General features: G+C 65.9%; 25 protein-coding genes. 22 read left to right on the top strand and 3 right to left on the bottom strand.

The genetic code is table 11. From position 1 onward, the window contains the following. Window positions 1-10: 10 nt before the first annotated feature. Window positions 11-508, bottom strand: a complete 498-nt coding sequence (locus VF34_RS10820) for a 2-oxo-4-hydroxy-4-carboxy-5-ureidoimidazoline decarboxylase (RefSeq protein WP_032369380.1) — start codon at window positions 506-508, stop codon at window positions 11-13. 119 nt (window positions 509-627) lie between these two features. On the opposite strand from VF34_RS10820, the gene VF34_RS10815 reads away from it, so the two are divergent. From VF34_RS10815 to VF34_RS10805, 3 genes are all read left to right on the top strand, one after another. Next, entirely contained in the window at window positions 628-1,455 is an 828-nt protein-coding gene (locus VF34_RS10815) for a crotonase/enoyl-CoA hydratase family protein (protein ID WP_032373857.1), read from the top strand. Window position 1,456: 1 nt separating this feature from the next. Then, entirely contained in the window at window positions 1,457-1,921 is a 465-nt protein-coding gene (locus tag VF34_RS10810) for a MarR family winged helix-turn-helix transcriptional regulator (protein ID WP_032369382.1), read from the top strand. Between the two features lie 130 nt (window positions 1,922-2,051). Further along, complete coding sequence (locus VF34_RS10805; protein ID WP_032373888.1) at window positions 2,052-3,128, top strand: GGDEF domain-containing protein; 1,077 nt, start codon at window positions 2,052-2,054, stop codon at window positions 3,126-3,128. A gap of 86 nt (window positions 3,129-3,214) precedes the next feature. Here VF34_RS10805 and VF34_RS10800 read toward each other — a convergent pair whose 3' ends face one another. Further along, entirely contained in the window at window positions 3,215-3,673 is a 459-nt protein-coding gene (locus VF34_RS10800) for a PAS domain-containing protein (RefSeq protein ID WP_027494379.1), read from the bottom strand. A gap of 64 nt (window positions 3,674-3,737) precedes the next feature. Continuing rightward, window positions 3,738-4,229 carry an inorganic diphosphatase gene (locus VF34_RS10795; RefSeq protein WP_027494378.1) on the bottom strand — a complete coding sequence of 164 codons (492 nt, stop codon included), beginning with the start codon at window positions 4,227-4,229 and terminating at the stop codon, window positions 3,738-3,740. Between the two features lie 178 nt (window positions 4,230-4,407). On the opposite strand from VF34_RS10795, the gene dacB reads away from it, so the two are divergent. The 19 genes from dacB to VF34_RS10695 form a co-directional block, all read left to right on the top strand. Further along, on the top strand, window positions 4,408-5,778 hold the full coding sequence (gene dacB / locus VF34_RS10790) for a D-alanyl-D-alanine carboxypeptidase/D-alanyl-D-alanine endopeptidase (RefSeq protein ID WP_045841637.1): 1,371 nt from the start codon (window positions 4,408-4,410) through the stop codon (window positions 5,776-5,778). Further along, complete coding sequence (locus tag VF34_RS10785; RefSeq protein ID WP_045841409.1) at window positions 5,775-6,851, top strand: zinc-dependent metalloprotease; 1,077 nt, start codon at window positions 5,775-5,777, stop codon at window positions 6,849-6,851. Before dacB ends, VF34_RS10785 begins: the two co-directional genes overlap by 4 nt. 16 nt (window positions 6,852-6,867) lie before the next feature. Next, entirely contained in the window at window positions 6,868-7,821 is a 954-nt protein-coding gene (gene tilS / locus VF34_RS10780) for a tRNA lysidine(34) synthetase TilS (protein ID WP_032373860.1), read from the top strand. 11 nt (window positions 7,822-7,832) lie between these two features. Next, window positions 7,833-8,384 carry a hypoxanthine phosphoribosyltransferase gene (gene hpt, locus VF34_RS10775; RefSeq protein WP_027494374.1) on the top strand — a complete coding sequence of 184 codons (552 nt, stop codon included), beginning with the start codon at window positions 7,833-7,835 and terminating at the stop codon, window positions 8,382-8,384. Window positions 8,385-8,691: 307 nt separating this feature from the next. Further along, complete coding sequence (gene ftsH / locus VF34_RS10770) at window positions 8,692-11,520, top strand: ATP-dependent zinc metalloprotease FtsH (RefSeq protein WP_032373861.1); 2,829 nt, start codon at window positions 8,692-8,694, stop codon at window positions 11,518-11,520. A 207-nt stretch (window positions 11,521-11,727) separates the two neighbouring features. Beyond that, a complete protein-coding gene (gene folE, locus VF34_RS10765) occupies window positions 11,728-12,354 on the top strand; it encodes a GTP cyclohydrolase I FolE (RefSeq protein WP_080733274.1) in 627 nt (208 codons plus the stop codon). A 19-nt stretch (window positions 12,355-12,373) separates the two neighbouring features. Next, complete coding sequence (folP, locus tag VF34_RS10760; RefSeq protein WP_230593387.1) at window positions 12,374-13,222, top strand: dihydropteroate synthase; 849 nt, start codon at window positions 12,374-12,376, stop codon at window positions 13,220-13,222. Continuing rightward, a complete protein-coding gene (folB, locus tag VF34_RS10755; protein ID WP_045841635.1) occupies window positions 13,219-13,620 on the top strand; it encodes a dihydroneopterin aldolase in 402 nt (133 codons plus the stop codon). The genes folP and folB overlap by 4 nt, the downstream gene beginning before the upstream one ends. Then, on the top strand, window positions 13,617-14,126 hold the full coding sequence (gene folK / locus VF34_RS10750; RefSeq protein ID WP_032373862.1) for a 2-amino-4-hydroxy-6-hydroxymethyldihydropteridine diphosphokinase: 510 nt from the start codon (window positions 13,617-13,619) through the stop codon (window positions 14,124-14,126). The genes folB and folK overlap by 4 nt, the downstream gene beginning before the upstream one ends. Continuing rightward, window positions 14,123-14,593, top strand: a complete 471-nt coding sequence (locus VF34_RS10745) for a DUF3180 domain-containing protein (protein ID WP_032369421.1) — start codon at window positions 14,123-14,125, stop codon at window positions 14,591-14,593. The genes folK and VF34_RS10745 overlap by 4 nt, the downstream gene beginning before the upstream one ends. A gap of 90 nt (window positions 14,594-14,683) precedes the next feature. Further along, the gene (locus VF34_RS10740) at window positions 14,684-15,910 is read left to right on the top strand and encodes a DUF6779 domain-containing protein (RefSeq protein ID WP_045841407.1); all 1,227 of its coding nucleotides are present in this window, start codon (window positions 14,684-14,686) and stop codon (window positions 15,908-15,910) included. A 114-nt stretch (window positions 15,911-16,024) separates the two neighbouring features. After that, window positions 16,025-16,939: a Rossmann-like and DUF2520 domain-containing protein gene (locus VF34_RS10735; protein WP_032373863.1), complete on the top strand. Its 915-nt coding sequence runs from the start codon at window positions 16,025-16,027 to the stop codon at window positions 16,937-16,939. Continuing rightward, the gene (panC, locus tag VF34_RS10730) at window positions 16,936-17,844 is read left to right on the top strand and encodes a pantoate--beta-alanine ligase (RefSeq protein WP_032373864.1); all 909 of its coding nucleotides are present in this window, start codon (window positions 16,936-16,938) and stop codon (window positions 17,842-17,844) included. Before VF34_RS10735 ends, panC begins: the two co-directional genes overlap by 4 nt. 4 nt (window positions 17,845-17,848) lie before the next feature. Then, window positions 17,849-18,280, top strand: coding sequence for an aspartate 1-decarboxylase (gene panD / locus VF34_RS10725; RefSeq protein WP_027494364.1), 432 nt, complete (start codon window positions 17,849-17,851; stop codon window positions 18,278-18,280). 4 nt (window positions 18,281-18,284) lie between these two features. Next, the gene (locus VF34_RS10720) at window positions 18,285-19,085 is read left to right on the top strand and encodes a type III pantothenate kinase (RefSeq protein ID WP_032373865.1); all 801 of its coding nucleotides are present in this window, start codon (window positions 18,285-18,287) and stop codon (window positions 19,083-19,085) included. A gap of 137 nt (window positions 19,086-19,222) precedes the next feature. Beyond that, the gene (locus VF34_RS10715) at window positions 19,223-19,792 is read left to right on the top strand and encodes a cysteine dioxygenase (protein ID WP_080733275.1); all 570 of its coding nucleotides are present in this window, start codon (window positions 19,223-19,225) and stop codon (window positions 19,790-19,792) included. Continuing rightward, a complete protein-coding gene (locus VF34_RS10710) occupies window positions 19,789-20,211 on the top strand; it encodes a rhodanese-like domain-containing protein (RefSeq protein ID WP_032364474.1) in 423 nt (140 codons plus the stop codon). The genes VF34_RS10715 and VF34_RS10710 overlap by 4 nt, the downstream gene beginning before the upstream one ends. A gap of 36 nt (window positions 20,212-20,247) precedes the next feature. Further along, window positions 20,248-21,771, top strand: a complete 1,524-nt coding sequence (lysS, locus tag VF34_RS10705; protein WP_032373866.1) for a lysine--tRNA ligase — start codon at window positions 20,248-20,250, stop codon at window positions 21,769-21,771. Between the two features lie 273 nt (window positions 21,772-22,044). Then, a partial coding sequence (locus tag VF34_RS10695) for an ATP-dependent Clp protease ATP-binding subunit (RefSeq protein ID WP_045841406.1) occupies window positions 22,045-24,471 on the top strand: 2,427 nt, incomplete at its 3' end.

The raw sequence follows: 24,471 nt of genomic DNA, 5'->3' as shown, positions 1-24,471 counted from the left end.
TTTCGCGGTGTCAGTACGGCGGCCAGCCGCCTTCGGGACCCAACAGTCGGCCGAGGCGACGGTGATCGATCTCGACCAACTCCCTGCGCATGACCAGCCGTTCGGTCGGTTCGTCGTTGTCGAGTCGATGGCCGAGCTCCATCAGCACGTCCCTGGGTTCGAAACCGTCGGGAGCCATCATCAGGTTCGAGACGTACCGCCAGCCGAATTTCGATTCGTACGCGCGCGCTGCGGTGCCCAGGGCGCTACGTGATTCTGCGTCCATGGTCGTGCACATCTTGTTCGGCTCGGGCAGCGTCGCGGCCAAGGCGTCGATGACGTTGTCGGACAACTCGTTCAGCTCGGCGGCCGCCGCGGTGAACAACTCGTCCCGCGACCGGTACGGGCGGCCGTCGGCGAGACGTGAGGCCCAGGCAACCGAGCAACAGCACTCGTAGAGCGCGTGGACCGCCTTGCGACGCGGCAGATCGTTGAATGTCTCGAGACCCAACCCCTGATGCATCAACATGCATGAATGATGGAAGACCGGAGTCGGTCATTGCCATAGCTGAGCAGGCTCTTAGCGCAGACGTTACTCGGCGTAACACGCCCTGTAGGTACTGCTGCATCTGCCGCTAGGCTTGCAGCATGACCGAACGGAACTGGACCGCATTCTCTGTGGAGATCGCAGACCACATCGCGCACGTGACACTTCTCGGGCCGAACAAGGGCAACGCCATGGGCCCTGATTTCTGGAGCGAATGCCCAGAACTGTTCGACCGACTCGATGCCGATCCAGAGGTACGGGCCGTGGTTCTCGCGGGCTCCGGAAGGAACTTCACCTACGGTCTCGACCTGCCGGCCATGGCCGGAACGTTCGGACCGCTGATGGCCGACCAAGCACTCGCCGGACCCAGGACCACGTTCCACGACACCATCAAGACGATGCAGAAGGCCGTCAACGCCGTGGCGGACTGCCGCAAGCCCGTCGTCGCCGCAGTGCAGGGCTGGTGCATCGGTGGCGGCGTCGACCTCATCACCGCCGCCGACGTGCGATATGCCAGCGCCGACGCGAAGTTCAGCGTCCGCGAGGTGCGTGTCGCGATCGTCGCCGACATGGGATCTCTCGCTCGACTCCCCGCGATCATCGGCGACGGCCACATGCGTGAGCTCGCGTTGACCGGCAAGGACATCGACGCGGCGCGCGCCGAGAAGATCGGCCTGGTCAACGACGTGTTCGAGGACCACGATGCCGTCCTCGCGGCCGCCCGCGAGTGCGCCGCGGCCATTGCTGCGAACCCGCCCCTGGTGGTGCAGGGCATCAAGACCGTCCTCGACCATTCCCGGTCGGCGAGCGTCGACGACTCGCTGAGATTCGTCGCGGCCTGGAACGCGGCTTTCCTCGCCTCGCACGATCTCACCGAGGCCATCACCTCGGTGTTCGAGAAGCGTCCGGCCCAATTCACCGGTAGCTGACGTGGTCGAATACGCCGAAGAGCTGGGTACACAGCTGGTTCGGCTGCAGCGGATTCGGGAGCGCAACATCGCGCAGATCTCGTCCTCGGGCGGCGTCGACGGTGCCGCCTACGTATGCCTGTTCCGCCTGCTGCGCGACGGACCGATGCGGTCCAGCGAGCTCGCCGCGATGGTCAACTCGGACCCGTCCACGGTCAGCAGGCAGGTAGGCCAGCTGGTCGAGCGAGGACACGTCGCTCGGGTACCCGACGAACGTGACGGGCGGGCATTCGTTCTGGCCGTCACCCCGTCCGGTGAGGAAGCTGCAGCCGCCATCCAGCAACGCCGCACCGAGAACCTCGGACGAGTCATCGAAGGATGGGCCGAGGAGGATCGGGCGACGCTGGTCGGACTGCTGGATCGATTCTTGACCGATTACGAGACCATCAGACCGGACCTGCCCACTCAACGCCCGGGTAACGTCTGAGCCTCGGACTCCGAGAACTCGGTGACGACGGTCGAGTCGTTTCGTACGCTCGAGCCCTGCCTCGACGGCCGGGGCGCGACGCCGTCGTACCCGGATGCTCGGACTGCTCGAAACGGACGGAGGGGACGCGATGCCAACCGATCACGACCTACCCTCCCCGTCGTCCGAGATCGGACCCCGATCGGGCTCGATCCGGCTCGAGCGTCGCGTGGCCAGGGGTATCGCAGTGCTCGTCCCGTCGTTCGGAGTGATCGGCGCGATCATCATGCTGTCGGACGACGGTCCGGTGGGCACGACGGCCGTGCTGATCTGCACGATCGTGCTGCTCTCCACCCTGCCGGTGGGAGCGTGGTGGTGGTTACGGTCGGTGGACGCCTCGCACATGCCCGGATGGTTCGTGATCTATGCGGACGTGGGGGTGTCGGGGCTACTGCTGACCTTTGCGGACCGGGACCTGGCTCTGTACGGGGCTGCCCTGTTCTCGGTGATCGGCACCTACATCGCGTACTTCTCCCGCCGCAACGTACTGAAATTTCACACGGCGTTCGTCAACGCAGTCATTCTGCTGCTCGCGGTTCTGGCCGTCCTCGAACGCCCGGACGACCCGGCCTCGATCATCGCGCGCGCTCTCGTCACGGTGCTCGTGGTCAACTCGGTGCTCGCCTTTCGCGCCGTCATCCAACGCCAGCTCGACCTCGCCAACACCGACTCTCTGACGGGCCTGCTCAATCGGCGCGGTCTGGAACTGCGGCTCGAGCGGATGCTGGGCAGATTGGCCGACACTGAATCCGTGGCGTTGATGGTGGTCGATCTGGACCAGTTCAAGCGGGTCAACGACACCTTCGGCCATGCGATGGGTGACCGGGTTCTTCGCCGGACAGCGCGACGGCTGAGCGCTGTCACCGGTAGACGTCCGTGCGTGGCGCGGACCGGAGGTGAAGAGTTCACGATTGCCGTTCCGGTCGACGCCGACTCCGCGAAACACCTGGCCGACGACATTCGCGAGGCGGTGCACGATCCAGGCGACGACGTGCCGGTGACGGTCAGCATCGGGGTCGCGATACTCGATGCCGGCCAGTGGCGGTCGGCCGATTCGTCCTACGAGTCGGCCGAGTTGATGCACAACGGACTGCTCGACGCCGACGCAGCGATGTACGAGTCGAAACACGCGGGTGGAAACAAAGCAACGGTGTACACCGGCACCTGACATGCCGATGTACACCGTTGGTCGTTCCCGGGAAACGTTGTGGGGAGGACGATTCGAACCGTCAGCGCAGAGCGCTCTTCGAAGTCTCAGCGCAGAGCGCTCTTCGGGTCGTTCCACAGCTGGTCGGTGAAATCCTCCAACGCGACGAGCACGATAGTGTCCTCGGTGCGCCTGAGAATCGACTTGCTGGCCCGCACCTGAACGATGTCGCCGGTCTTGTCGGTCATCCGCCACAGGGAGTCCGCACGGGTGGCGACGGTGGTCAGGAACATCTCCGCGACGTTCACGCCCTCCGGAGCTCGATCCGGGAAGATGTCGTGCAGGTGGAAGTCCTCTCGTTCTGTCCGGTCGAGTCCGAACAGATCGTCGAAGGCCTCGTTCGCGAACACGATGGCACCGGTGGGATCGACAGCCAGAATCGGTACCGGGATCCGGTCGAGAACGACGGTCACCGGCAGATCGGGGAACTGGGTCGGGTCCGATATCGGCCGCGACTCCAGATTGCGCCGATCACCGGCGGTGCCGTTGGAAGTGCTGTCGGTCATACGTCTCCCCAAACTGTGGTTCGTCGGCACACGGCCGAAACGAGGTGTTGTGATGCCGAAAGGATCAGTGACCCGGATTGTCCGTCAAACGCTTGAAGGACGCAGCGATTTCGGCCTCGGCTTCTGCGCGACCCACCCAGTCTGCACCGGTGACGTGCTTGTTGGGTTCGAGATCCTTGTAATGGACGAAGAAATGCTTGATCGCGTCGAGCTCGAAGGTCGAGACGTCGCTCAGATCCTGGATGTGATCCCAGCGGGTGTCGCCGGCCGGCACACACAGCACCTTGTCGTCGCCGCCTGCTTCGTCGACCATCTTGAACATGGCCACCGGGCGGGCCTCGACGATGACACCGGGGTACACCGACTCGGGCAGCAGCACCAGCGCGTCGAGCGGATCGCCGTCCTCGCCCAGGGTGTTCTCGATGAAGCCGTAGTCGGCCGGATACGCCATCGCGGTGTAGAGGTAGCGGTCGAGGCGAACACGTCCGGTGACGTGGTCGACCTCGTACTTGTTGCGCTGCCCCTTGGGGATCTCGATGGTGACGTCGAACGACACGTGCAGTCCTCACTGTCTTGGTTCGAGCCCGACCGGGCTCGAGTGGTTTGCGAATGTCTCTATGGTGGCGGCGCAAGGCTACCGGACCCGAGGATACTGTTGACTCGACGATCATGGGTACGACCACGGCAATGACGGAGGAACGGTGGCGGGGCTGACACGGCGATTCCTCGGTCCCATGGCGGGGCGCAGACGCAGGAAGAAGCGGTTGATCCTCACGCTGTGCGCGGTGTTCGTCGTGGTCCTTGCCGTCACGACCGCCGCTCTGGTGCTGCCCAGGGTCTCCGAAAGTGTCGACGCCGCGATCGCACCCCCGCCCGAGACTGTGCTGCCGAACCCGTCGATCACCGCGTTCCCCGACTCCGCCCCGGTGCCGAGCGCAGCCGGTCTCGCAGGCGCGCTCGCACCCGTCGTGGACGACGCCGCGCTCGGCACCTTCACCGGCACCGTGGCCGACGCGCAGACCGGCCAGATCCTGTGGTCGCAGAATCCCGACACGCCCATGACTCCCGCATCGACGACCAAGGTGCTCACGGCAGCGGCCGCGATGCTCGCGCTTCCGTCCGACCACCGCGTCGCGACCCGGGTGGTCCAGGGCAGCGGTGAGGGCAACATCGTGCTGATCGCCGGCGGCGACCCCACGCTCACCGCCCTGCCGGTGGGTACGACCGGGTTCTATCCGGGAGCGGCGCGTATCGACGACCTGGTGGAGCAGATCCGCCGCAGCGGAACCGCAGTGCGCAGCATCAGCGTCGACACGTCCATCTACTCCGGCGACACGATGGCCCAGGGCTGGTTCCCGGCCGACATCGCCGCCGGATCGATCACCCCGATCGAACCGATCATGCTCGACGGCGGCCGCTCGAACCCCCTCGTCGACGAATCGCCGCGCAGCACCACGCCTGCCCTCGATGCCGGCCGCGCCCTCGCCGCGGGACTCGGCGTCGACCCCGCTGCGGTGACGACGGGCAAGGCGGCGGAGGGTGCCGATCAGATCGCATCGGTGCAGTCGGCCCCGTTGCGGGATCGGCTGCAGCAGATGATCTATCGGTCCGACAACGTGCTGGCCGAAGCGGTGGGCCGAGAACTCTCGCTCGAGATGAATACGGCGGCAAGCTTTTCCGGGGCGGTGGCGTCCATCGGCCAGACCCTGTTCTCGGCCGGCTTCGACATGGCGGGTCTGGCGTTGCAGGACGCGAGCGGACTGTCGGTCGACGGCAGGATTCCCGCGCGCCTGCTCGATCAGGTGCTGACGTCGGCAGCCGGGAGCGGTCAACCGGCACTGCGGCCCATGCTCGACTACCTACCGGTCGCCGGTGCCACCGGAACGCTGTCCGATCGGTACGCCTCGGGTGATCGCACCGGTGCCGGGTGGGTTCGCGCGAAGACCGGAACCCTTTCCGCTGCAAGCGCTTTGGCCGGATACGTCGTCGACGTAGACGGTCGGATCCTGACGTTCGCCCTGATGTCCAACGACCGGCCACCCGATGTCAGTCGACCCGCCCTCGATGCCGTCGCATCGACCCTGAGAATGTGTGGTTGCCGATGAGCACCGAAACAGCAACCGACTACGACAACGAAGCCACGTCCGGGTTCGCCGGCGCAGTCGACTGGGCGGTGGCCGCGAAGGCCGGAGCGAGATTGGCCCGCCCGGGGCCGGCCACCTCGCGATACACCGCCGCCGCAGCCGTGGAAGAGCTTGCCGCAGCATCCATTCGGGCCGAGGGGCCGGTACGGGAGACGACAGGCCTGGCAGACGGTCTGCCGGTGCCCGACGCCCAGGTGGTCGATCGAGCAGGATGGATCGCAGCGGCGGCTGCGTCGATGAAGCACCTCACCGGGGACGAGAACGAGGCACCCCCGACCGGTCTGCTCGGTGGCAAGCCCGCCGGGTTGCAGGCCGGTGCCATGCTCGCGTTCCTGTCCAGTGCCATTCTGGGACAGTACGATCCGTTCACCGGTGAGAGCGGCACCCTGCTGCTGGTCGCACCCAACGTGATCGCCGTCGAACGTGCACTTCGCGTCTCACCCAGTGATTTTCGGCTCTGGGTATGCCTGCACGAGGTGACCCACCGAGTGCAGTTCTCCTCCGCGCCGTGGCTCGGGCAGTACATGCGGGACAACGTCGGATTGCTCTCCGACGGCACCGACGAGCCGATGTCCGATGTCCTCACTCGGCTGAGCGGCGCTCTGAAGGCCAGGAAGAACCCCGGCGGATCCGCCGAGGACGCCGGCATCATCGGTCTGCTCCGCGCGACCCAGCCCGAGCCGCAGCGGCAGGCGATCGACCGGCTTCTCGTTCTCGGAACACTGCTCGAAGGTCACGCCGACCACGTCATGGACGCCGTCGGACCGGCCGTCGTGCCGTCGGTGGTGCAGATCCGCCGCGCATTCGATCGGCGACGCCAACGCAAGGTCAACCCCGTGCAACGCGTCGTGCGCACGCTGCTCGGGATGGACGCGAAGATGGCGCAATACGTACGCGGCAAGGCATTCGTCGATCACGTCGTCGGCTCGGTGGGAATGGAACGCTTCAACACGGTGTGGACCGGGCCGGACACTCTGCCGTTGCTGTCGGAGATCGAGGACCCGGATGCGTGGGTCGCGCGAGTCCTTGGCTGAGCCTGCGGAACGACCCATGCTGCCCGAGTCTCCGGCGTTGCTGGAGGTTCGGCGAGCGGTGCGGGGTTGGTTGGCGGCGCATCCCGGCCCGGTAGCGGTGGCGTTGTCCGGTGGTGCGGATTCACTGGCGCTCACTGCGGCGACCGCAGCCGAGGCTTCGAACGTGACGGCGCTGATCGTCGATCATGGGCTTCAGGCGGGATCGGCCGAGGTGGCTGCCGTTGCCGCCGAGCGTGCCCGGTTGCTGGGCGTCGACGACGCCCGAGTGCTGACGGTGACCGTGGCGGGTTCGGGCGGGATGGAAGCTGCCGCTCGCCGAGCCCGATACGACGCATTGGACGCCGCGCGCGGTGATGCCTCGGTGCTGGTGGCGCACACTCTCGACGACCAGGCGGAGACGGTACTGCTGGGCCTCGGTCGCGGCTCGGGGCCGCGGTCCATCGCCGGAATGGCAGCGTTCGACGACCCGTGGGGTCGGCCGCTCCTCGGCGTCCGCCGCGCCGTGACGCGGGCCGCGTGCGCGGAGCTGGGACTCGAACCGTTCGAGGATCCGCACAACGCCGATCCCGACTTCACTCGGGTGCGACTACGCCACGAGGTGTTGCCGTTGCTCGAGGACGTGCTCGGTGGGGGCGTCGCTCCGGCTCTGGCCCGCACGGCCGAGCAGTTGCAGGACGACGGCCGAGCGCTCGACGCCATTGCCGCGGCCGTCGTCGATACGAACACGCGCGAGCTGGACGTCTCGGCGATCGAATCGTCCGACCCTGCGATCCGCCGCCGAGTGGTGCGTCGCTGGCTCCTCGGCCGGGGTGTGACGTCGTTGTCGGACCGTCAGATCCGCGCTGTCGATGCGCTCGTCGTGCGCTGGACCGGGCAGGGCGGAGTTGCGCTGCCTGGGGGAACGCCGGAGGCGAGGTTGGTGTGCTCGCGTCGGCATGGCAGGCTGAGCGTCGGCCTGGAGAACGAATGAAGGGAAACCCCGTGTACGAGGGCGACATCGAATCGGTTCTCATTTCCGAGGAACAGATCAAAACACGGACCGCGGAACTCGCAGAGGAAATTGCCAAGCGGTATCCCGAGGGTGCTCCCGAAGGCGACTTGCTGCTGGTCGGCGTTCTCAAGGGCGCGATCATGTTCATGACCGACTTCGCGCGGGCCCTGCCCATCCCGGCGCAGCTCGAGTTCATGGCGGTGAGCTCCTACGGCTCGTCGACGTCGTCCTCCGGCGTCGTCCGGATTCTCAAGGACCTCGACCGCGACATCACCGGACGCCACGTGCTGATCGTCGAGGACATCATCGACTCGGGTCTGACGCTGAGCTGGCTCAAGCGCAACCTGGCGACCCGGTCGCCGGCCTCGCTGTCGGTGGTGACGTTGCTGCGTAAGCCCGACGCGATCAAGGTCGACGTCGAGGTCGCGAACGTGGGCTTCGACATCCCCAACGAGTTCGTCGTCGGCTACGGCCTCGATTACAACGAGCGATACCGCGATCTGCCGTACATCGGTCTGCTGGACCCGAAGGTGTACAGCTGATCCGAGTTCTTTCGGTTCCGCCCGTGTCGCTGCGCTGGATCGTCCGTCAATGGACCATTGCCGCGCCGAGACGTATGCAATGGTCCATCGATCCGGATAGTGTGCGGCGATACACGGGGAACTGCCGGGGGAGTGCAGTCGTTGGAGGGGAAGAAGCGTCGACGCCGACAGGCGCGTGGACGCAGAGCGCCAGGTAAGAGCGAGTCCGATGTCCGAGTCTCGCGGTAGCCTGGAGTATCCGGCGGGCAGGGAGCAGCCAGCGCGCGGGAGCGGACTGAAAGGACACGGCCGAGTCGGCTGAAGCTGTATGAATCGGAAGACAGTAATACGAAATCTCGCCATCGTTTTCGGCATTCTGTTGGTGATCTATGCCTTCAGCTACTTCGGTAACGACACGCGGAACTGGACGTCGGTCGACACCTCGGTGGCGATCGCCCAGCTCGACGACCGCAATGTCGAGTCCGCGCAGATCGACGACCGTGAGCAGCAGATTCGGCTGACCCTCAAAGAGGCCTCCGACGCCACGGAGAACGAGAAGCAGATCATCGCGAAGTATCCGGACTCGGCGTCCGAGCAGATCTTCGACAAGGTCGACTCGCAGGGCTTGAGCAGCTACAACACCACCGTCACCCAGGAGAGTTGGTTCAGCTCGTTCCTGCTGCTCATCCTCCCGATGGTGTTGATCCTCGGCGTGATCATCTTCGTGATGAGCCGTATGCAGGGCGGCGGCCGCGGCGGTGTCATGGGCTTCGGCAAATCCAAGGCCAAGCAGCTGACGAAAGATATGCCGAAGACCACGTTCGCCGATGTCGCGGGCGCGGACGAGGCTGTCGAAGAGCTCTACGAGATCAAGGACTTCCTGCAGAACCCGGCGCGCTACCAGGCCCTCGGTGCCAAGATTCCGCGCGGCGTCCTGCTGTACGGCCCTCCCGGAACCGGCAAGACGCTGCTGGCGCGCGCCGTCGCAGGCGAGGCGGGCGTCCCGTTCTTCACCATCTCCGGCTCCGACTTCGTCGAGATGTTCGTCGGCGTCGGTGCATCCCGCGTGCGCGACCTGTTCGAGCAGGCCAAGCAGAACAGCCCCTGCATCATCTTCGTCGACGAGATCGACGCCGTCGGCCGCCAGCGCGGCGCAGGCATGGGCGGCGGACACGACGAGCGCGAGCAGACGCTCAACCAGCTGCTCGTCGAAATGGACGGCTTCGGTGAGCGCACCGGCGTCATCCTCATCGCCGCCACCAACCGTCCCGACATCCTCGACCCGGCCCTGCTGCGTCCGGGCCGCTTCGACCGTCAGATCCCCGTCGGTGCCCCCGACCTGGCCGGCCGTCGAGCGATCCTGAAGGTGCACTCGGCCGGCAAGCCCGTCGCGCAGGATGCCGACCTCGAAGGTCTGGCCAAGCGAACCGTCGGAATGTCGGGTGCAGACCTGGCCAACGTCATCAACGAAGCGGCACTGCTCACCGCTCGTGAGAACGGCACCGTCATCACCGAGGCGTCGCTCGAAGAATCCGTCGACCGCGTCGTCGGTGGTCCGCGCCGCAAGAGCCGCATCATCAGCGAGCACGAGCGCAAGATCACTGCGTACCACGAAGGCGGACACACGCTCGCCGCGTGGGCGATGCCCGACATCGAGCCCGTGTACAAGGTGACCATCCTCGCGCGCGGTCGCACCGGCGGCCACGCGATGACGGTCCCCGAGGACGACAAGGGCCTGATGACGCGGTCGGAGATGATCGCACGCCTGGTGATGGCTATGGGTGGACGCGCCGCGGAAGAGCTCGTGTTCCACGAGCCGACCACCGGAGCGTCCTCGGACATCGACCAGGCCACCAAGATCGCCCGCGCGATGGTCACCGAGTACGGCATGAGCAGCAAGCTCGGTGCCGTCCGCTACGGACAGGAACAGGGCGACCCGTTCCTCGGTCGTTCGATGGGGCAGCAGTCCGACTTCTCGCACGAGGTCGCCCGCGAAATCGACGAGGAGGTGCGCAAGCTCATCGAAGCCGCGCATACCGAGGCGTGGGCCATCCTCAACGAGTACCGCGACCTGCTCGACACCCTTGCCTCCGAGCTGCTCGAACGTGAGACGCTGACTCGCAAGGACCTCGAGAAGATCTTCCACAGCGTCACCAAGCGCCCGCGCATCACACTGTTCAACGACTTCGGTGACCGTAAGCCGTCGGACAAGCCACCGGTCAAGACTCCTCGCGAGCTCGCAGCCGAGCGCGGCGAGCCGTGGCCTCCGGTACCACCGGCACCGAAACAGCTTCCGCCACAACAGTTTCCGCAGCCGAGCTACGCCGGGTCGCCGCAGCTGACCAAGGGTGGGCAGCAGAACGGCAGCAACGGTTACAACGGCGCACCCACCAACGGCGCACCCGGCACCGGCGAGCTCGGACCGAACACGGGTGCCGGTCGACGTAGCGCGCCTACCCCCGGCGACTACAACGGCGGAAGCAACAACGGCGGCGGCGGCTACAACGGCGGCGGTTACAACGGCGCCGCCAATGGCGGTCCTGCCAACGGAAGCTACGGGCCGAACACGGGCGGCGGATACTCCGAGGGCTATCGCCGGCCCGAGCCCCGATCGGGTCCCAATGGTTCGGGCCCCGATTACGGCGCTCCCGCCGGCTGGTCGGCACCCGGCTGGCCGCCGCGCGATCAGCCACAGGTGCCGCGCTACCAAGGCCCGTCCACGCCGCCGGCTCAGTACCAGCCTCCGCGTGAGCAGGACTCGGATCAGGGCTACCGTCAGCATCCGACGTATCAGCAGCCGCAGTCCTACCAGCCGCCCCAGCCGCAGCAGTCGTACGACCCGCAGCAGCCGCAGCAGTCGTATCAGCCGCCGCAGTACCAGCCGGATCCGTTCCGGCCGGACGCCGGGGAGCACGGTCGCACGTCCCGGCACGAGCCTCCCTACGGCGAGAATTCCGAGGGCGCGCCGGAGTCGACTCCCACGTGGGAGGTTCCGGAAAGCTCGCACAACTACCCGCTGCCCGGAGACGATCGACCCGCTCATGGTTCGTCGGAGGAGTCGCAACAGGGTGAGCACGGCGACGGTCACGGAAACGACGACGGCGACGCCGGCCCACGCACCCAACGGTGGGAAGGACCGGGCGGCTCACACCGCTAGTCCGATCATTAGGCTGACTGGGTCGACCGTGACGGTCGACCCAGTGCGTCGTTTCGAACCCGTGCTGTTGTTCGTCGGCGAGCCGTTCACACCGAGCAGCACGCCCGCCCAGCTGCCACATTCGCGGAGCCCAACCGGAGGTACGTTCTCGTGTCAGTCAACAGGACCGACGAGTCGACAGGCGACTCGGCAGAAGTCCCAGCAGCCGTGCAATCCGCCGCCCCGCAGCAGGGAATCGTGGAGACGGTGGCCTTTGCCACGGGCGCGGTGTTCGACCAGCCCCGCGCGGAGGCCGCGGTACGCGAGTTGCTCATTGCCGTCGGTGAGGATCCCGACCGCCCGGGCCTGCTCGATACCCCGGCTCGTGTCGCCCGGTCCTACCGAGAGATCTTCGCCGGCCTCTACACCGATCCGGACACCGCGCTGAACACGACCTTCGACGAAGGCCATCAAGAACTGGTTCTGGTTCGAGACATCCCCATGTACTCCACGTGCGAGCACCACCTGGTCTCGTTCCACGGCGTCGCCCACGTGGGATACATCCCCGGCAAGAGCGGCAAGGTGACCGGTCTGTCGAAGCTGGCCCGCGTGGTGGACATGTACGCCAAGCGTCCCCAGGTGCAGGAGCGGTTGACCAGCCAAATCGCCGACGCGTTGATGCGCAAGCTCGACCCACGCGGCGCAATCGTCGTGATCGAGGCCGAGCACTTGTGCATGGCGATGCGCGGTATCCGCAAGCCCGGTGCCAGCACCACCACCTCTGCGGTCCGGGGTCTGCTGCAGTCCAGCGCGGCATCGCGTTCGGAAGCCTTGGACCTGATCCTCCGGAAATGACGGTTCCGGTCCGATCACGATGATTCTCGCGCGCTCCGTTCCCGCTGCGCCCATCGTCATGGGCGTTCTCAACGTGACGGCCGATTCGTTCTCCGACGGCGGTCGCTACCTCGACGTCGACGCGGCCGTCGAACACGGTCTGGCAATGCATCGGCTGGGAGTCGACATCGTCGACGTCGGCGGGGAGTCCACGCGCCCCGGGGCGGACCGCGTCGACCCGTCGGTCGAGGCGCAGCGCGTCGTACCGGTCATCTCGGCGTTGGCCGCCGAAGGCGTGAGCACCAGCGTCGACACGATGCGCGCACACGTCGCCGCTGCGGCGATCGAGGCCGGGGTGTCGATCGTCAACGACGTCTCGGGCGGTCGAGCCGACCCCGCAATGGCCGGCGTGGTCGCGCGAGGCGGACTGCCGTGGATCCTGATGCACTGGCGGGCCGCCGACTCGACGTTCCGGCACACCGGTCCGGCCGATCACTACGACGACGTGGTCGCCGACGTCCGCCGCGAACTGCTCGAGCAGGTCGACCACGCAGTGAGCGCCGGGGTCGACGCGTCGCGGATCGTGCTGGACCCGGGCCTCGGATTCGCCAAGAACGCGGAGCACAACTGGCAGCTGCTGCGCGGACTGCCCATCCTGGTGGAATCCGGTTTCCCGGTTCTGGTGGGTGCGTCCCGCAAACGTTTTCTGGGCTCGCTTCTCGCCGAACCCGACGGTTCACCGCGTCCACCGGACGGCCGGGAGATCGCGACGGCCGTCGTCTCGGCCCTCGCCGTCGCCGGCGGCGCGTGGGGAGTGCGGGTGCACGACGTCCGGTCGTCACTCGACGCGGTGGCCGTCGTGCGGGCATGGCAGGGTGGTCGCGCATGAGCGAGATCAACAGTGCCGCTGCAGGGACTCGTCGCGGCGACCGCATCGAATTGCGTGGGCTGACCGTCCGCGGCAATCACGGTGTCTTCGACTTCGAGAAGCGAGACGGCCAGGACTTCGTCGTCGACATCACCGTCTGGATGGATCTCTCGCCCGCGGCCGAGACCGACGATCTGACTCGGACGTTGCACTACGGCGAGCTGGCCGAACATGCCGCGGCGGTCGTAGCGGGCCCGTCCCGGGATCTGATCGAGACGGTCTCCGCCGAGATCGCCGAGGTGGTGCTCGGTTACGACTCCCGAGTCGACGCGGTGGAGGTGGTGCTGCACAAGCCGTCGGCTCCCATTCCCCTGACGTTCGGCGACGTTGCCGTGGTGGCCTATCGGGAGCGAAAGTGAGCCGTGCAGTGCTGTCGATCGGCAGCAACATCGGCGACTCGATGAGCCACTTGCGTTCTGTCACAACGGAATTGGGTTCGCGCGTGGTGGCGTGCTCGGCCGTGCATCGATCTGCTCCGTGGGGTGGCGTCGAGCAACAGGACTTCCTCAACGCGATCGTGGTGGCCGAGGACGATGCCTACGGCCCGTGGGACTGGTTGCGTCTGGGGCAGCAACTCGAGGAGGCAGCGGACCGCGTTCGAGTGCAGCGTTGGGGACCCCGCAGCCTCGACGTCGACGTGATCGTGTGCGACGACGTCATCAGTGACGACCCGCGCCTGATTCTTCCCCATCCCCGTGCACACGAGCGCGCGTTCGTGCTGATGCCGTGGCTGGACGTCGAGCCCGACGCCACGCTTCGGGTCGACGGGGCGGACGTGCCGATATCCGAGCTGCTCGAGCGTCTGAGTACGGACGAGCGAGCGGGAGTCGTCCGTCTCGACGGCGACGGTGATCGACTGTGGTGACCAATCCCACCAAGATCTGGGATGTCTTGGGTTTGTTTCTGATCGCCGCAGTGGGCACGTGGCTGCTGGTGCGGGTTTTCTACGGTTCGTTTCCGCCGATCCCGGTGTACGCCGGAGCGTCGCTGTATCTGGTCGCGGTGGTGGAAGTGGTGACCGCGGTGATCGTCCGCAATCGCATCGCCGAGCATCGAGTGGGTACCGGTCTGCACGACCTGCATCCGTTGACGGTCTTCCGGGCGCTGGTGTTGGCGAAGGCGTCGCTGCTGGTGGGAACCGCTCTGGTGGGGGTGTGCGTCGGCTTCCTGGTGTACGTATTGCCACGTGCGGCAACGGTGCGAGCGGCGTCCGCTGACCGAGCCGGAGCGATCGTGGCCCTCGTCGCGGGCCTTGCTGTCGTCGCCGCCGCGGTGTGGCTGGAGCAGTGCTGCCGCACCCCGGAAGATCGGGACGACGAGCGCTCCCGATAACGTATCCGTCCCTCGATCGTTACCTTCGTTGTGTACGTGATCGGTCGGGGATGACCAGATGCGACCGACAGGCCGGTTACCCTTGAGAACATGACAGATCAGACTCGCGCCAAGAAGGGACGCCGAAAGCGGCGTAGTGCGAGCCAGCTGTTCCTCGCGGCGCTCGTCGTGTTCGGCATCGTCGCCAGTGTGCTGTTGTTGTTCAGCGAAAGCGTTCAGTGGATGCGCGTCGGGGTGCTCTCGGCGCTGTGGGCCGCGGTGATCGGTGCGTTCGCGATGACGAAGTACCGCAGGGAAGCGGCCGCGGATCAGACCAAGGCCAAGGACTTACAGACCGTCTACGAACTGCAGCTCGCCCGCGAGATCTCGGCCCGACGCGAGTACGAGATGAGCGTCGAAGCCCGGGTGCGCAACGAGACGCGGTTGGAATCGGACGAGGTCGCTGCGCTGCGTAACGAACTGGCCGCGCTGCGCCAGAACCTGCAGGTGCTCTTCGAGGGCAATCTACCGACCGAACGGGTCGCACTGCGCGCCGAGGCGATGCGGATGCAGGAACTCGGTGGCCGTGGCTACGACAGCTATCAGCCCGCCCCGTCCGGGTTGTACGTACGGGGTGGCGGCAACGGCAACGGACCTGCAGGCCCCGGCTTCAACGGCGTAGGTACGCCCTACGACGAGCCGGTCACCGCCGAGACGTCGGTGGTCTACCCCGAGGATCCGGACGAAATGCCCCGCGCGACCGCGGCACCGGACACCGATTCCCGGTACGCACAGGACGCGTCTGCCGAGCAGGGTTCTGCACCGGAGGGTTCCGACGACGTCACCGACGCCGGGCAGAACGACCGCACCGAGCCGCCGGCCGCGCAGTCCCGCCCCTACGGGGCACCGAGGCCGGCCGGTCGGGTGAGCCCGCCCACCTCGCCGTTCACCGCATACAACTTCGAGCAGACGCGTCGACCCGCGGCCGAATCAGAACCTGTCGAGGACGCCGAACCTGTCGAGGAGGCCCAGCCCCAGCAGGCCACCGAGTCCGAATCGGCCGAAGAAGAGGCCACGTACCCGGAGTCTCGCCGATCGCTGCGCGATTCGGCCGATGCGTTCTTCGCAGCCGACCGCGTCGACGACACGCCTGCCGAGGAGACGGCGGATGCACCGCGACGCGGACGCAGGCGCGCCGAATCCACCGAGGAGGCGTCCGGCGCGCACTCCAACGGCCGTTCCGTCGCCGAGATCATGGCCGGGCTGGCAGGCGGCGATTCGGCCGACACGACGACCACCGACGCCGGCACGCGTCGCCGTCGCCGTCGCGCAGACTGAGAACCAGATCACACCGGTTTCCCATGGCACGTTCGGTGCCGCTGTCGCTATTGTTCCCTGCAGGACGTCTGGTACCCGCCGAGCGGGACTGGAACGAACGAGAGGAAAATTTCGGTGACCTCATCAGGGTTCACTGGTGGTCTGTCTCCGGCTCGCTTGACCGTGGGTGTCGTCTCCGCCGGTCGGGTCGGTACGGCATTCGGTGAGGCGCTCGAACGCGTCGGACACGTTGTCGTCGGTGCCGCCGCGGTATCGGACGCATCCATCGCGCGAGTACGTGATCGATTGCCCGAGTCGCAGATTCTGCCTGTCGACGAGGTTGCCCGTCGCGCCGAACTGCTGATTCTGGCGGTACCGGATTACGAACTGGCCTCGATCGTCGCCGGTCTCGCCGCGACCGGGGCGGTCGCGCCGGGCAAGTTGGTGGCGCACACCTCCGGCGCGAACGGCGTCGCGGTACTGGAGCCGCTGGCTGCCCTTGGCGCGGTTCCGTTGGCAATACATCCGGCCATGACATTCAGCGGCGGACCCGAGGACACCGACCGGATGACGGCCGCGTGCTTCGGCATCACCGCGGGCGACGAGATCGGTTATGCGGTAGCCCAAGCCCTCGTCCTCGAGATCGGTGGCGAGCCGGTGCACGTGCCCGAGAGCAACCGGGCGCTCTACCACGCGGCGTTGGCTCACGGCAGCAATCACCTCGTGACGTTGGTCGTCGACGCGGTCGAGGCACTGCGAGTTGCGTTGGCCGGTCCGGGTTTTCCTGGATCCGATGCCGAACGTGGTGTGCCCGAGCGCGTTCTGGCTCCGCTGCTCGAAACTGCACTGGACAATGCGCTGCGCAACGGACAATCCGCACTGACCGGCCCGGTGGCCCGAGGCGATACCGCGGCTGTGGGCAAACACCTCGAAGTGCTCGAGGCCGTCGATCCACGGATCGCCGCCGGTTACCGTGCGCTGTCGCTGCGGTCCGCCCAACGTATCGGTGCCGCAGCCGATCTGATCGAGATTCTGGAAGGGAAGCGATGACCCTCGCGGGCAGCTACACGAAGGGACAGTTGACGGTTCACCACGATCCCGCGGTGATCACGTCGGTGTCCAAGGCCCTACGTGGCGTCGGCAAGCAGGTCGCTCTGGTGCCGACCATGGGCGCATTGCATGCCGGCCACCTGCAGTTGGTGCGCCAGGCGAAGCTCACCGGCGCGGTCGTGATCGCGTCGATTTTCGTCAATCCACTGCAGTTCGGCGTGGGGGAGGACCTCGACGCCTATCCGCGGACCCTCGACGCCGATGTCGAACTGCTCCGCGGCGAGGGCGTGGAATTGGTATTCGCGCCGTCCGCGTCCGACATGTACCCGTCCGGGCCGCGCACCACGGTCCATCCCGGTCCGCTCGGTAGTGAACTCGACGGTGTCAGCAGACCAACGCATTTCGCGGGAATGCTCACCGTCGTGGCGAAGCTGCTGCAGATAGCCGCTCCGCATCGGGCGTACTTCGGGGAGAAGGACTACCAGCAGCTGACGTTGATCCGGCAGATGGTGCGAGACCTGAACTTCGACGTCGCGGTCATCGGAGTCCCGACGGTTCGCGAGCAGGACGGTCTGGCGCTGTCCTCGCGCAACAGGTATCTCGATGCAGAACAGCGTGACGCTGCAATGGCGTTGTCCGCTGCACTCGTGGCCGGGGCGCACGCCGCTGCCGGTGGTCCGGAGGCGATCATCGCCACCGCGCGTGCCGTACTCGACCAGGTGCCGTTGGTCCAGGTCGACTACCTCGAAGTGCGCGACCCGCATCTCGGCCCGGCTCCCGAACGTGGGGACGGCAGACTGCTCGTGGCGGCCAAGGTGGGTACCACGAGATTGATCGACAACGTCGGTGTCGCCGTCGGCACCGGTTTCTTGGAGTACCCGGACGATCCGAAAAGTGGAGAGTGACACGATGTTTCGTACCATGATGAAGTCCAAGATCCATCGCGCCACCGTCACGCACGCGGACCTGCACTACGTGGGCTCGGTGACCGTCGATCAGGAACTGATGGAAGCAGCCGATCTGCTCGAAGGCGAGCAGGTCACCATCGTCGACATCGACAACGGTGCGCGGCTGGAGACCTACGTGATCACCGGTGAGCGGGGCAGTGGTGTGATCGGAATCAATGGGGCCGCAGCGCATCTGGTGAACCCGGGTGACCTGGTCATCCTGATCGCCTACGGGGTCATGAACGAGCAGGAGGTTGCCGACTACGCACCCCGGGTGGTGTTCGTCGACGACAAGAACCGGCCGGTCGAGCTCGGCAGCGACCCGGCTCATGCGCCCGCCGGTTCGGGTCTGATCACGCCGCGCGATCTGCGGGCCGACTCCGTGCTGGTCTGACTCGATGCTTCTCGCAATCGATGTACGCAACACCAGCACGGTGGTCGGGCTCTTCACCGGCACCGGGGATCACTCGAAACTGCTGCGCGATTGGCGTATTCGCACCGATCCCCATGTGACGGCCGACGAGCTGGCGTTCATGTTGCGGGGGTTGTTGGGCGAACAGGCCGAGCAGATCACCGGGGTGACGGCTCTGTCCACGGTGCCGTCCGTGCTGCGCGAGATGCGGACGATGCTCGTGCGCTACTGGGATCACGTGGTGCACGTGGTGGTCGAACCCGGTGTGCGGACCGGGGTTCCGCTGCTGGTCGACAATCCCAAAGAGGTCGGGGCCGATCGCATCGTCAATACCCTTGCCGCACATGATCTGTACGACTCGGCGTGCATCGTGGTGGATTTCGGCACCACCACGTGTGTCGACGTCGTCTCGGCCAAGGGCGAGTTCCTCGGCGGAGCGATCGCGCCCGGTCTCGAAATTTCGGCCTCGGCCATGTCGACTCGCACCGCGACGCTGCGTGAGGTCGAGATGGTGCGGCCGCGATCGGTGCTGGGAAAGAACACCGTCGAGTGCATCCAGGCGGGCACCATCTTCGGTTTCGCCGGCCTGGTGGACGGGCTCGTCGGACGCATCAGACGTGAGGTGCCGGAGGTCAAAGGCACCGACGTCGCGGTCATCGGTACCGGAGACATCGCTGCGCTGATCCTGCCCGAGTCGACGACCATCGAGCATCACGAACCCGACCTGACGCTGGAGGGTCTGCGACTGGTCTACGAACGAAACATGGCAAAGCGACGGCCACGCTGAATGTTTCGGTGAAGCGGGGTAGCGCGTCGGGCGTTCGTGTGTCAGAATCGTCGGCGTGATGACGTGCATGGCCACCCAGGAGTGTTGTCGAGGCTGACCGCCGCCTCGTTCGTTACACACCCTTGGAGTAGAGCTTCATGCTTTCCACACCTGTATTTTCTGCACCCTCCCGTCCCCGATCGACCTCGCGGTCGGTCTCGACATCGCCGACTCGGCTGCGTCCTCCCGACCTGCTTCGGATCACCGATCAGGGCGCATCGGACGTCCTCGAGGGTCGCTTCGACCACCTGCTTCCCGGCGGTGGACAGTGGCCTACCGACGAGCGTTGGGCCACTCGCCTGCACTCCGACGACGATCTCGACGTCTGGTTGATCAGCTGGGTTCCCGAGCGATCCACCGAACTGCACGATCACGCCGGATCGCTCGGTGCATTGACCGTCCTGAGTGGTTCTTTGCTCGAATACCGTTGGGCGGGAACCGAACTGAAGGAACGTCATCTCGACGCGGGAGATCAGGCAGCCTTTCCGCTGGGATGGGTGCACGACGTGATGCACGATCCGGCGTCGAACACGACCGGGCCCACCCTCAGCGTGCACGCCTACTCACCGCCGCTGACGGCGATGTCGTACTACGAAGTGACCGAGCGCGCCACGCTGCGCCGGACCCGCAGTGAGCTCACCGCCGAACCCGAGAAGGCCACGAGATGACCATCGTCGAAATGCTCGAATCCGCTCGCGAGACCATCGATCGCATGACCGTCTTCGAGCTCCGTGATGCTGTCGACCGCGGCGCGGTCGTCGTCGACATTCGCCCGCAGGCGCAGCGCGCTGTCGAGGGCACCCTGCCCGGTGCGTTGGCCATCGAACGCAACGTCCTCGAATGGCGTCTCGATCCCACCAGTGACGCGCGGCTGGCGATCGCCACCGACCACGACGTCGAGTGGATCGTCATCTGCTCCGAGGGCTACACGTCCTCGCTCGCGGCCGCGTCGCTCAAGCTGCTGGGTCTGCACAAGGCCACCGATCTGGTCGGCGGCTATCAGGCGCTGAAGTCGGCAGGGCTGCTCGGGGTGTTGACGCAGGCCAAGCACTGCGTTCGCGAGGCTGAGGCCGTCGCAGCGCACTGATCGTCCCGACAGTCTCGGACTGTAAAGTGTGTGCGCGTGAGTGATACAGCTTCTACCCAGCCGGCCGACGACACCCCGGAGCAGCTACGGATTCGTCGCGCCAAGCGCGCTGCGTTGCTCGAGCGCGGGGTCGAGGCGTATCCGGTGTCGGTTCCGCGGACCCATTCGCTGCTCGAGATCCGCACCCAGTTTCCCGAGCTCGACGCCGACACGACGACCGGCCTGATCGTCGGCGTCGTCGGCCGCGTGATCTTCGTCCGTAACACCGGCAAGCTGTGCTTCGCCACCCTGCAGGAGGGCGACGGCACCCAGCTCCAAGCCATGATCAGCCTGGCAGGTGTCGGCGAGGACGCCCTCGCAGCGTGGAAGGCCGACGTCGACCTGGGCGACTTCGTGTTCGTCCACGGCGAGGTCATCAGCTCCCGTCGCGGTGAGCTCAGCGTTATGGCCGACGCGTGGCAGATCGCGTCGAAGTCGTTGCGGCCCTTGCCCGTCGCGCACAAGGAACTCAGCGAAGAGACGCGGATCCGGCAGCGTTACCTGGATCTGATCACGCGTCCGGAGGCCCGAGAGACCGCTCGCAAGCGCATCGCCGTCGTTCGTGAACTGCGTAACGCACTCGAGCGTCGCGGCTTCCTCGAGGTCGAGACCCCGATGCTGCAGACGCTGCACGGCGGTGCCGCGGCCCGGCCGTTCGTCACCCATTCCAATGCGATGGACACGGATCTGTACCTGCGCATCGCGCCGGAGCTGTTCCTCAAGCGCTGCGTCGTCGGCGGCATCGAGAAGGTCTTCGAGATCAACCGCAACTTCCGCAACGAAGGTGCCGACTCCTCCCACTCGCCGGAGTTCGCGATGCTCGAGACCTACGAGGCCTACGGCACGTACGACGATTCGGCGAAGATGACGCGGGAACTCGTCCAGGAAGTGGCGGTGGCCGCACTCGGATCCACCGTGGTCACCCTGCCCGACGGCACCTCCTACGATCTCGGCGGCGAATGGACGACGCTCGAGATGTACCCGTCGTTGTCGGAGTCGCTCGGATTCGACGTCACCCCCGACACCACCGTCGACGAACTGCTCGCGATCGCCGACAAGGTCGGGCTGGAAGTCCCCCGCAAGGACGGCGTCCCGATCTACGGCCACGGCAAGCTCGTCGAGGAACTCTGGGAACACCAGGTGGGCGACGCGTTGACCGAACCGACGTTCGTCCGTGATTTCCCCGTCGAGACGTCGCCGTTGACGCGTCAGCACCGCAGCAAGCCGGGCGTCACCGAGAAGTGGGATCTCTACGTTCGTGGATTCGAGCTGGCGACCGGCTACTCGGAGCTGATCGACCCGATCATCCAGCGCGAGCGCTTCGAGGACCAGGCGCGTCAGGCTGCCGCAGGCGACGACGAGGCGATGGTGCTCGACGAGGACTTCCTCGCGGCCATGGAACAGGGAATGCCGCCGACCACCGGAACCGGTATGGGAATCGACCGTCTGCTGATGGCACTGACCGGCCTCGGCATCCGCGAAACGATCCTGTTTCCGATCGTCAAGCCGTCGCAGGCCTGATCGGAGGCCAGAAAGCTGTTCGCCAGCAGCGGACAGCGATCGGGAAACGTTTTGCAAAGTGCCTGCGTTATGAACAGTAAGCACACGAGGCGGTCCGTCTCGTTGCCGGAGACGCAGTATTTCAGGGGTGGAGGGTCGGCGTTCGTCGCGTCGGCCAACTACAGTGAGACACAGTCTTACCTTCGAATGCACAAGCGACCGAGTGTTCAGGACACTGCGGCGCTGGAAGAACTGGTGGGCGAGCTACCACCCACCGAGAAGTGAGGGAGAGCGATGTTCGAGAGGTTCACCGATCGCGCGCGGCGTGTTGTCGTCCTGGCTCAAGAAGAAGCCCGGATGCTCAACCACAACTACATCGGCACGGAGCACATTCTGCTGGGCCTCATCCACGAGGGTGAAGGTGTTGCAGCAAAGTCTCTCGAGTCGCTGGGCATCTCCCTCGAAGGAGTCCGCAGCCAGGTAGAGGAAATCATCGGCCAGGGCCAGCAGGCTCCGTCCGGTCACATTCCGTTCACTCCGCGCGCCAAGAAAGTACTCGAGCTCAGCCTGCGTGAAGCACTGCAGCTCGGCCACAACTACATCGGCACCGAGCACATCCTGCTCGGCCTGATCCGCGAAGGCGAAGGCGTCGCAGCTCAGGTTCTGGTCAAGCTCGGAGCCGACCTCAACCGCGTGCGTCAGCAGGTCATTCAGCTGCTGTCGGGCTACCAGGGCAAGGAGCCGTCCGAGAGCGGCAGCGGCCGCGGCGAGGCGGGCACCCCGTCGACGTCACTGGTTCTCGACCAGTTCGGACGCAACCTCACCCAGGCCGCGCTCGAAGGCAAGCTCGACCCGGTCATCGGTCGCGCGAAGGAAATCGAGCGCGTCATGCAGGTGCTGTCGCGTCGTACCAAGAACAACCCTGTTCTCATCGGCGAGCCCGGTGTCGGTAAGACCGCAGTCGTCGAAGGCCTGGCTCAGGCCATCGTCAACGGCGAGGTTCCCGAGACGCTCAAGGACAAGCAGCTCTACACCCTCGACCTCGGCTCGCTCGTGGCCGGCAGCCGTTACCGCGGTGACTTCGAGGAGCGCCTGAAGAAGGTGCTCAAGGAGATCAACACCCGCGGCGACATCATCCTGTTCATCGACGAGCTGCACACGCTCGTCGGCGCAGGTGCCGCCGAAGGTGCCATCGACGCAGCGTCGATTCTCAAGCCGAAGCTGGCTCGTGGCGAACTGCAGACCATCGGTGCCACCACCCTCGACGAGTACCGCAAGTACATCGAGAAGGACGCCGCTCTCGAGCGTCGTTTCCAGCCCGTCCAGGTCGGCGAGCCGACCGTCGAGCACACCATCGAGATCCTCAAGGGTCTGCGCGATCGCTACGAGGCACACCACCGCGTCTCGATCACCGACGGTGCACTCGTTGCTGCCGCCACTCTGGCCGACCGGTACATCAACGATCGGTTCTTGCCCGACAAGGCAATCGACCTCATCGACGAGGCGGGCGCGCGGATGCGCATCCGCCGGATGACCGCGCCGCCAGACCTGCGTGAGTTCGACGACAAGATCGCCGACGCACGCCGGGAGAAGGAATCGGCCATCGACGCACAGGACTTCGAGAAGGCTGCGAACCTGCGCGACAAGGAGAAGACCCTCGTCGGTCAGCGTGCCGAGCGGGAGAAGCAGTGGCGTTCCGGTGACCTCGACGTCATCGCCGAGGTCGACGACGAGCAGATCGCCGAGGTCCTCGGAAACTGGACCGGCATCCCCGTCTTCAAGCTCACCGAGGAAGAGACCACGCGTCTGCTCCGCATGGAAGACGAGCTGCACAAGCGGATCATCGGCCAGGTCGAGGCAGTCAAGGCCGTCTCCAAGGCGATCCGTCGTACCCGTGCAGGTCTGAAGGACCCGAAGCGCCCGTCGGGCTCGTTCATCTTCGCCGGCCCGTCCGGTGTCGGTAAGACCGAGCTGTCGAAAGCACTCGCGAACTTCCTCTTCGGCGAGGACGATGCGCTCATCCAGATCGACATGGGCGAGTTCCACGACCGCTTCACCGCGTCGCGTCTGTTCGGTGCTCCTCCCGGATACGTCGGCTACGAAGAGGGTGGCCAGCTCACCGAGAAGGTCCGCCGCAAGCCGTTCTCCGTCGTGCTGTTCGACGAGATCGAGAAGGCACACCAGGAGATCTACAACACCCTCCTGCAGGTGCTCGAAGACGGCCGTCTCACCGACGGCCAGGGACGCACGGTCGACTTCAAGAACACCGTGCTGATCTTCACCTCGAACCTCGGTACCTCGGACATCTCGAAGGCAGTCGGCCTCGGCTTCTCCTCGGGTGAAGGCACCGGATCGAACTACGAGCGGATGAAGCTCAAGGTCAACGACGAGCTGAAGAAGCACTTCCGCCCCGAGTTCCTGAACCGTATCGACGACATCGTCGTGTTCCACCAGCTCACCAAGGACGATATCATCCAGATGGTCGATCTCATGCTCAACCGAGTCGAAGGTGCGCTCAAGAACAAGGACATGGCGATCGAGGTCACCGAGAAGGCGAAGTCTCTGCTCGCCAAGCGCGGATTCGACCCCGTCCTGGGTGCGCGGCCACTGCGTCGCACCATCCAGCGCGAGATCGAGGACCAGTTGTCGGAGAAGATCCTCTTCGGCGAAATCGAAGCCGGCCAGATCATCCTGGTCGACGTCGAGAACTGGGACGGCGAA

The sequence above is a fragment of the Rhodococcus sp. PML026 genome, assembly GCF_000963615.1.
Taxonomy (GTDB): Bacteria; Actinomycetota; Actinomycetes; order Mycobacteriales; family Mycobacteriaceae; genus Rhodococcoides; species Rhodococcoides fascians.
The sequence above is the reverse complement of the archived record's forward strand: the minus strand, read 5'-3'. Positions and strand labels throughout refer to the sequence as shown.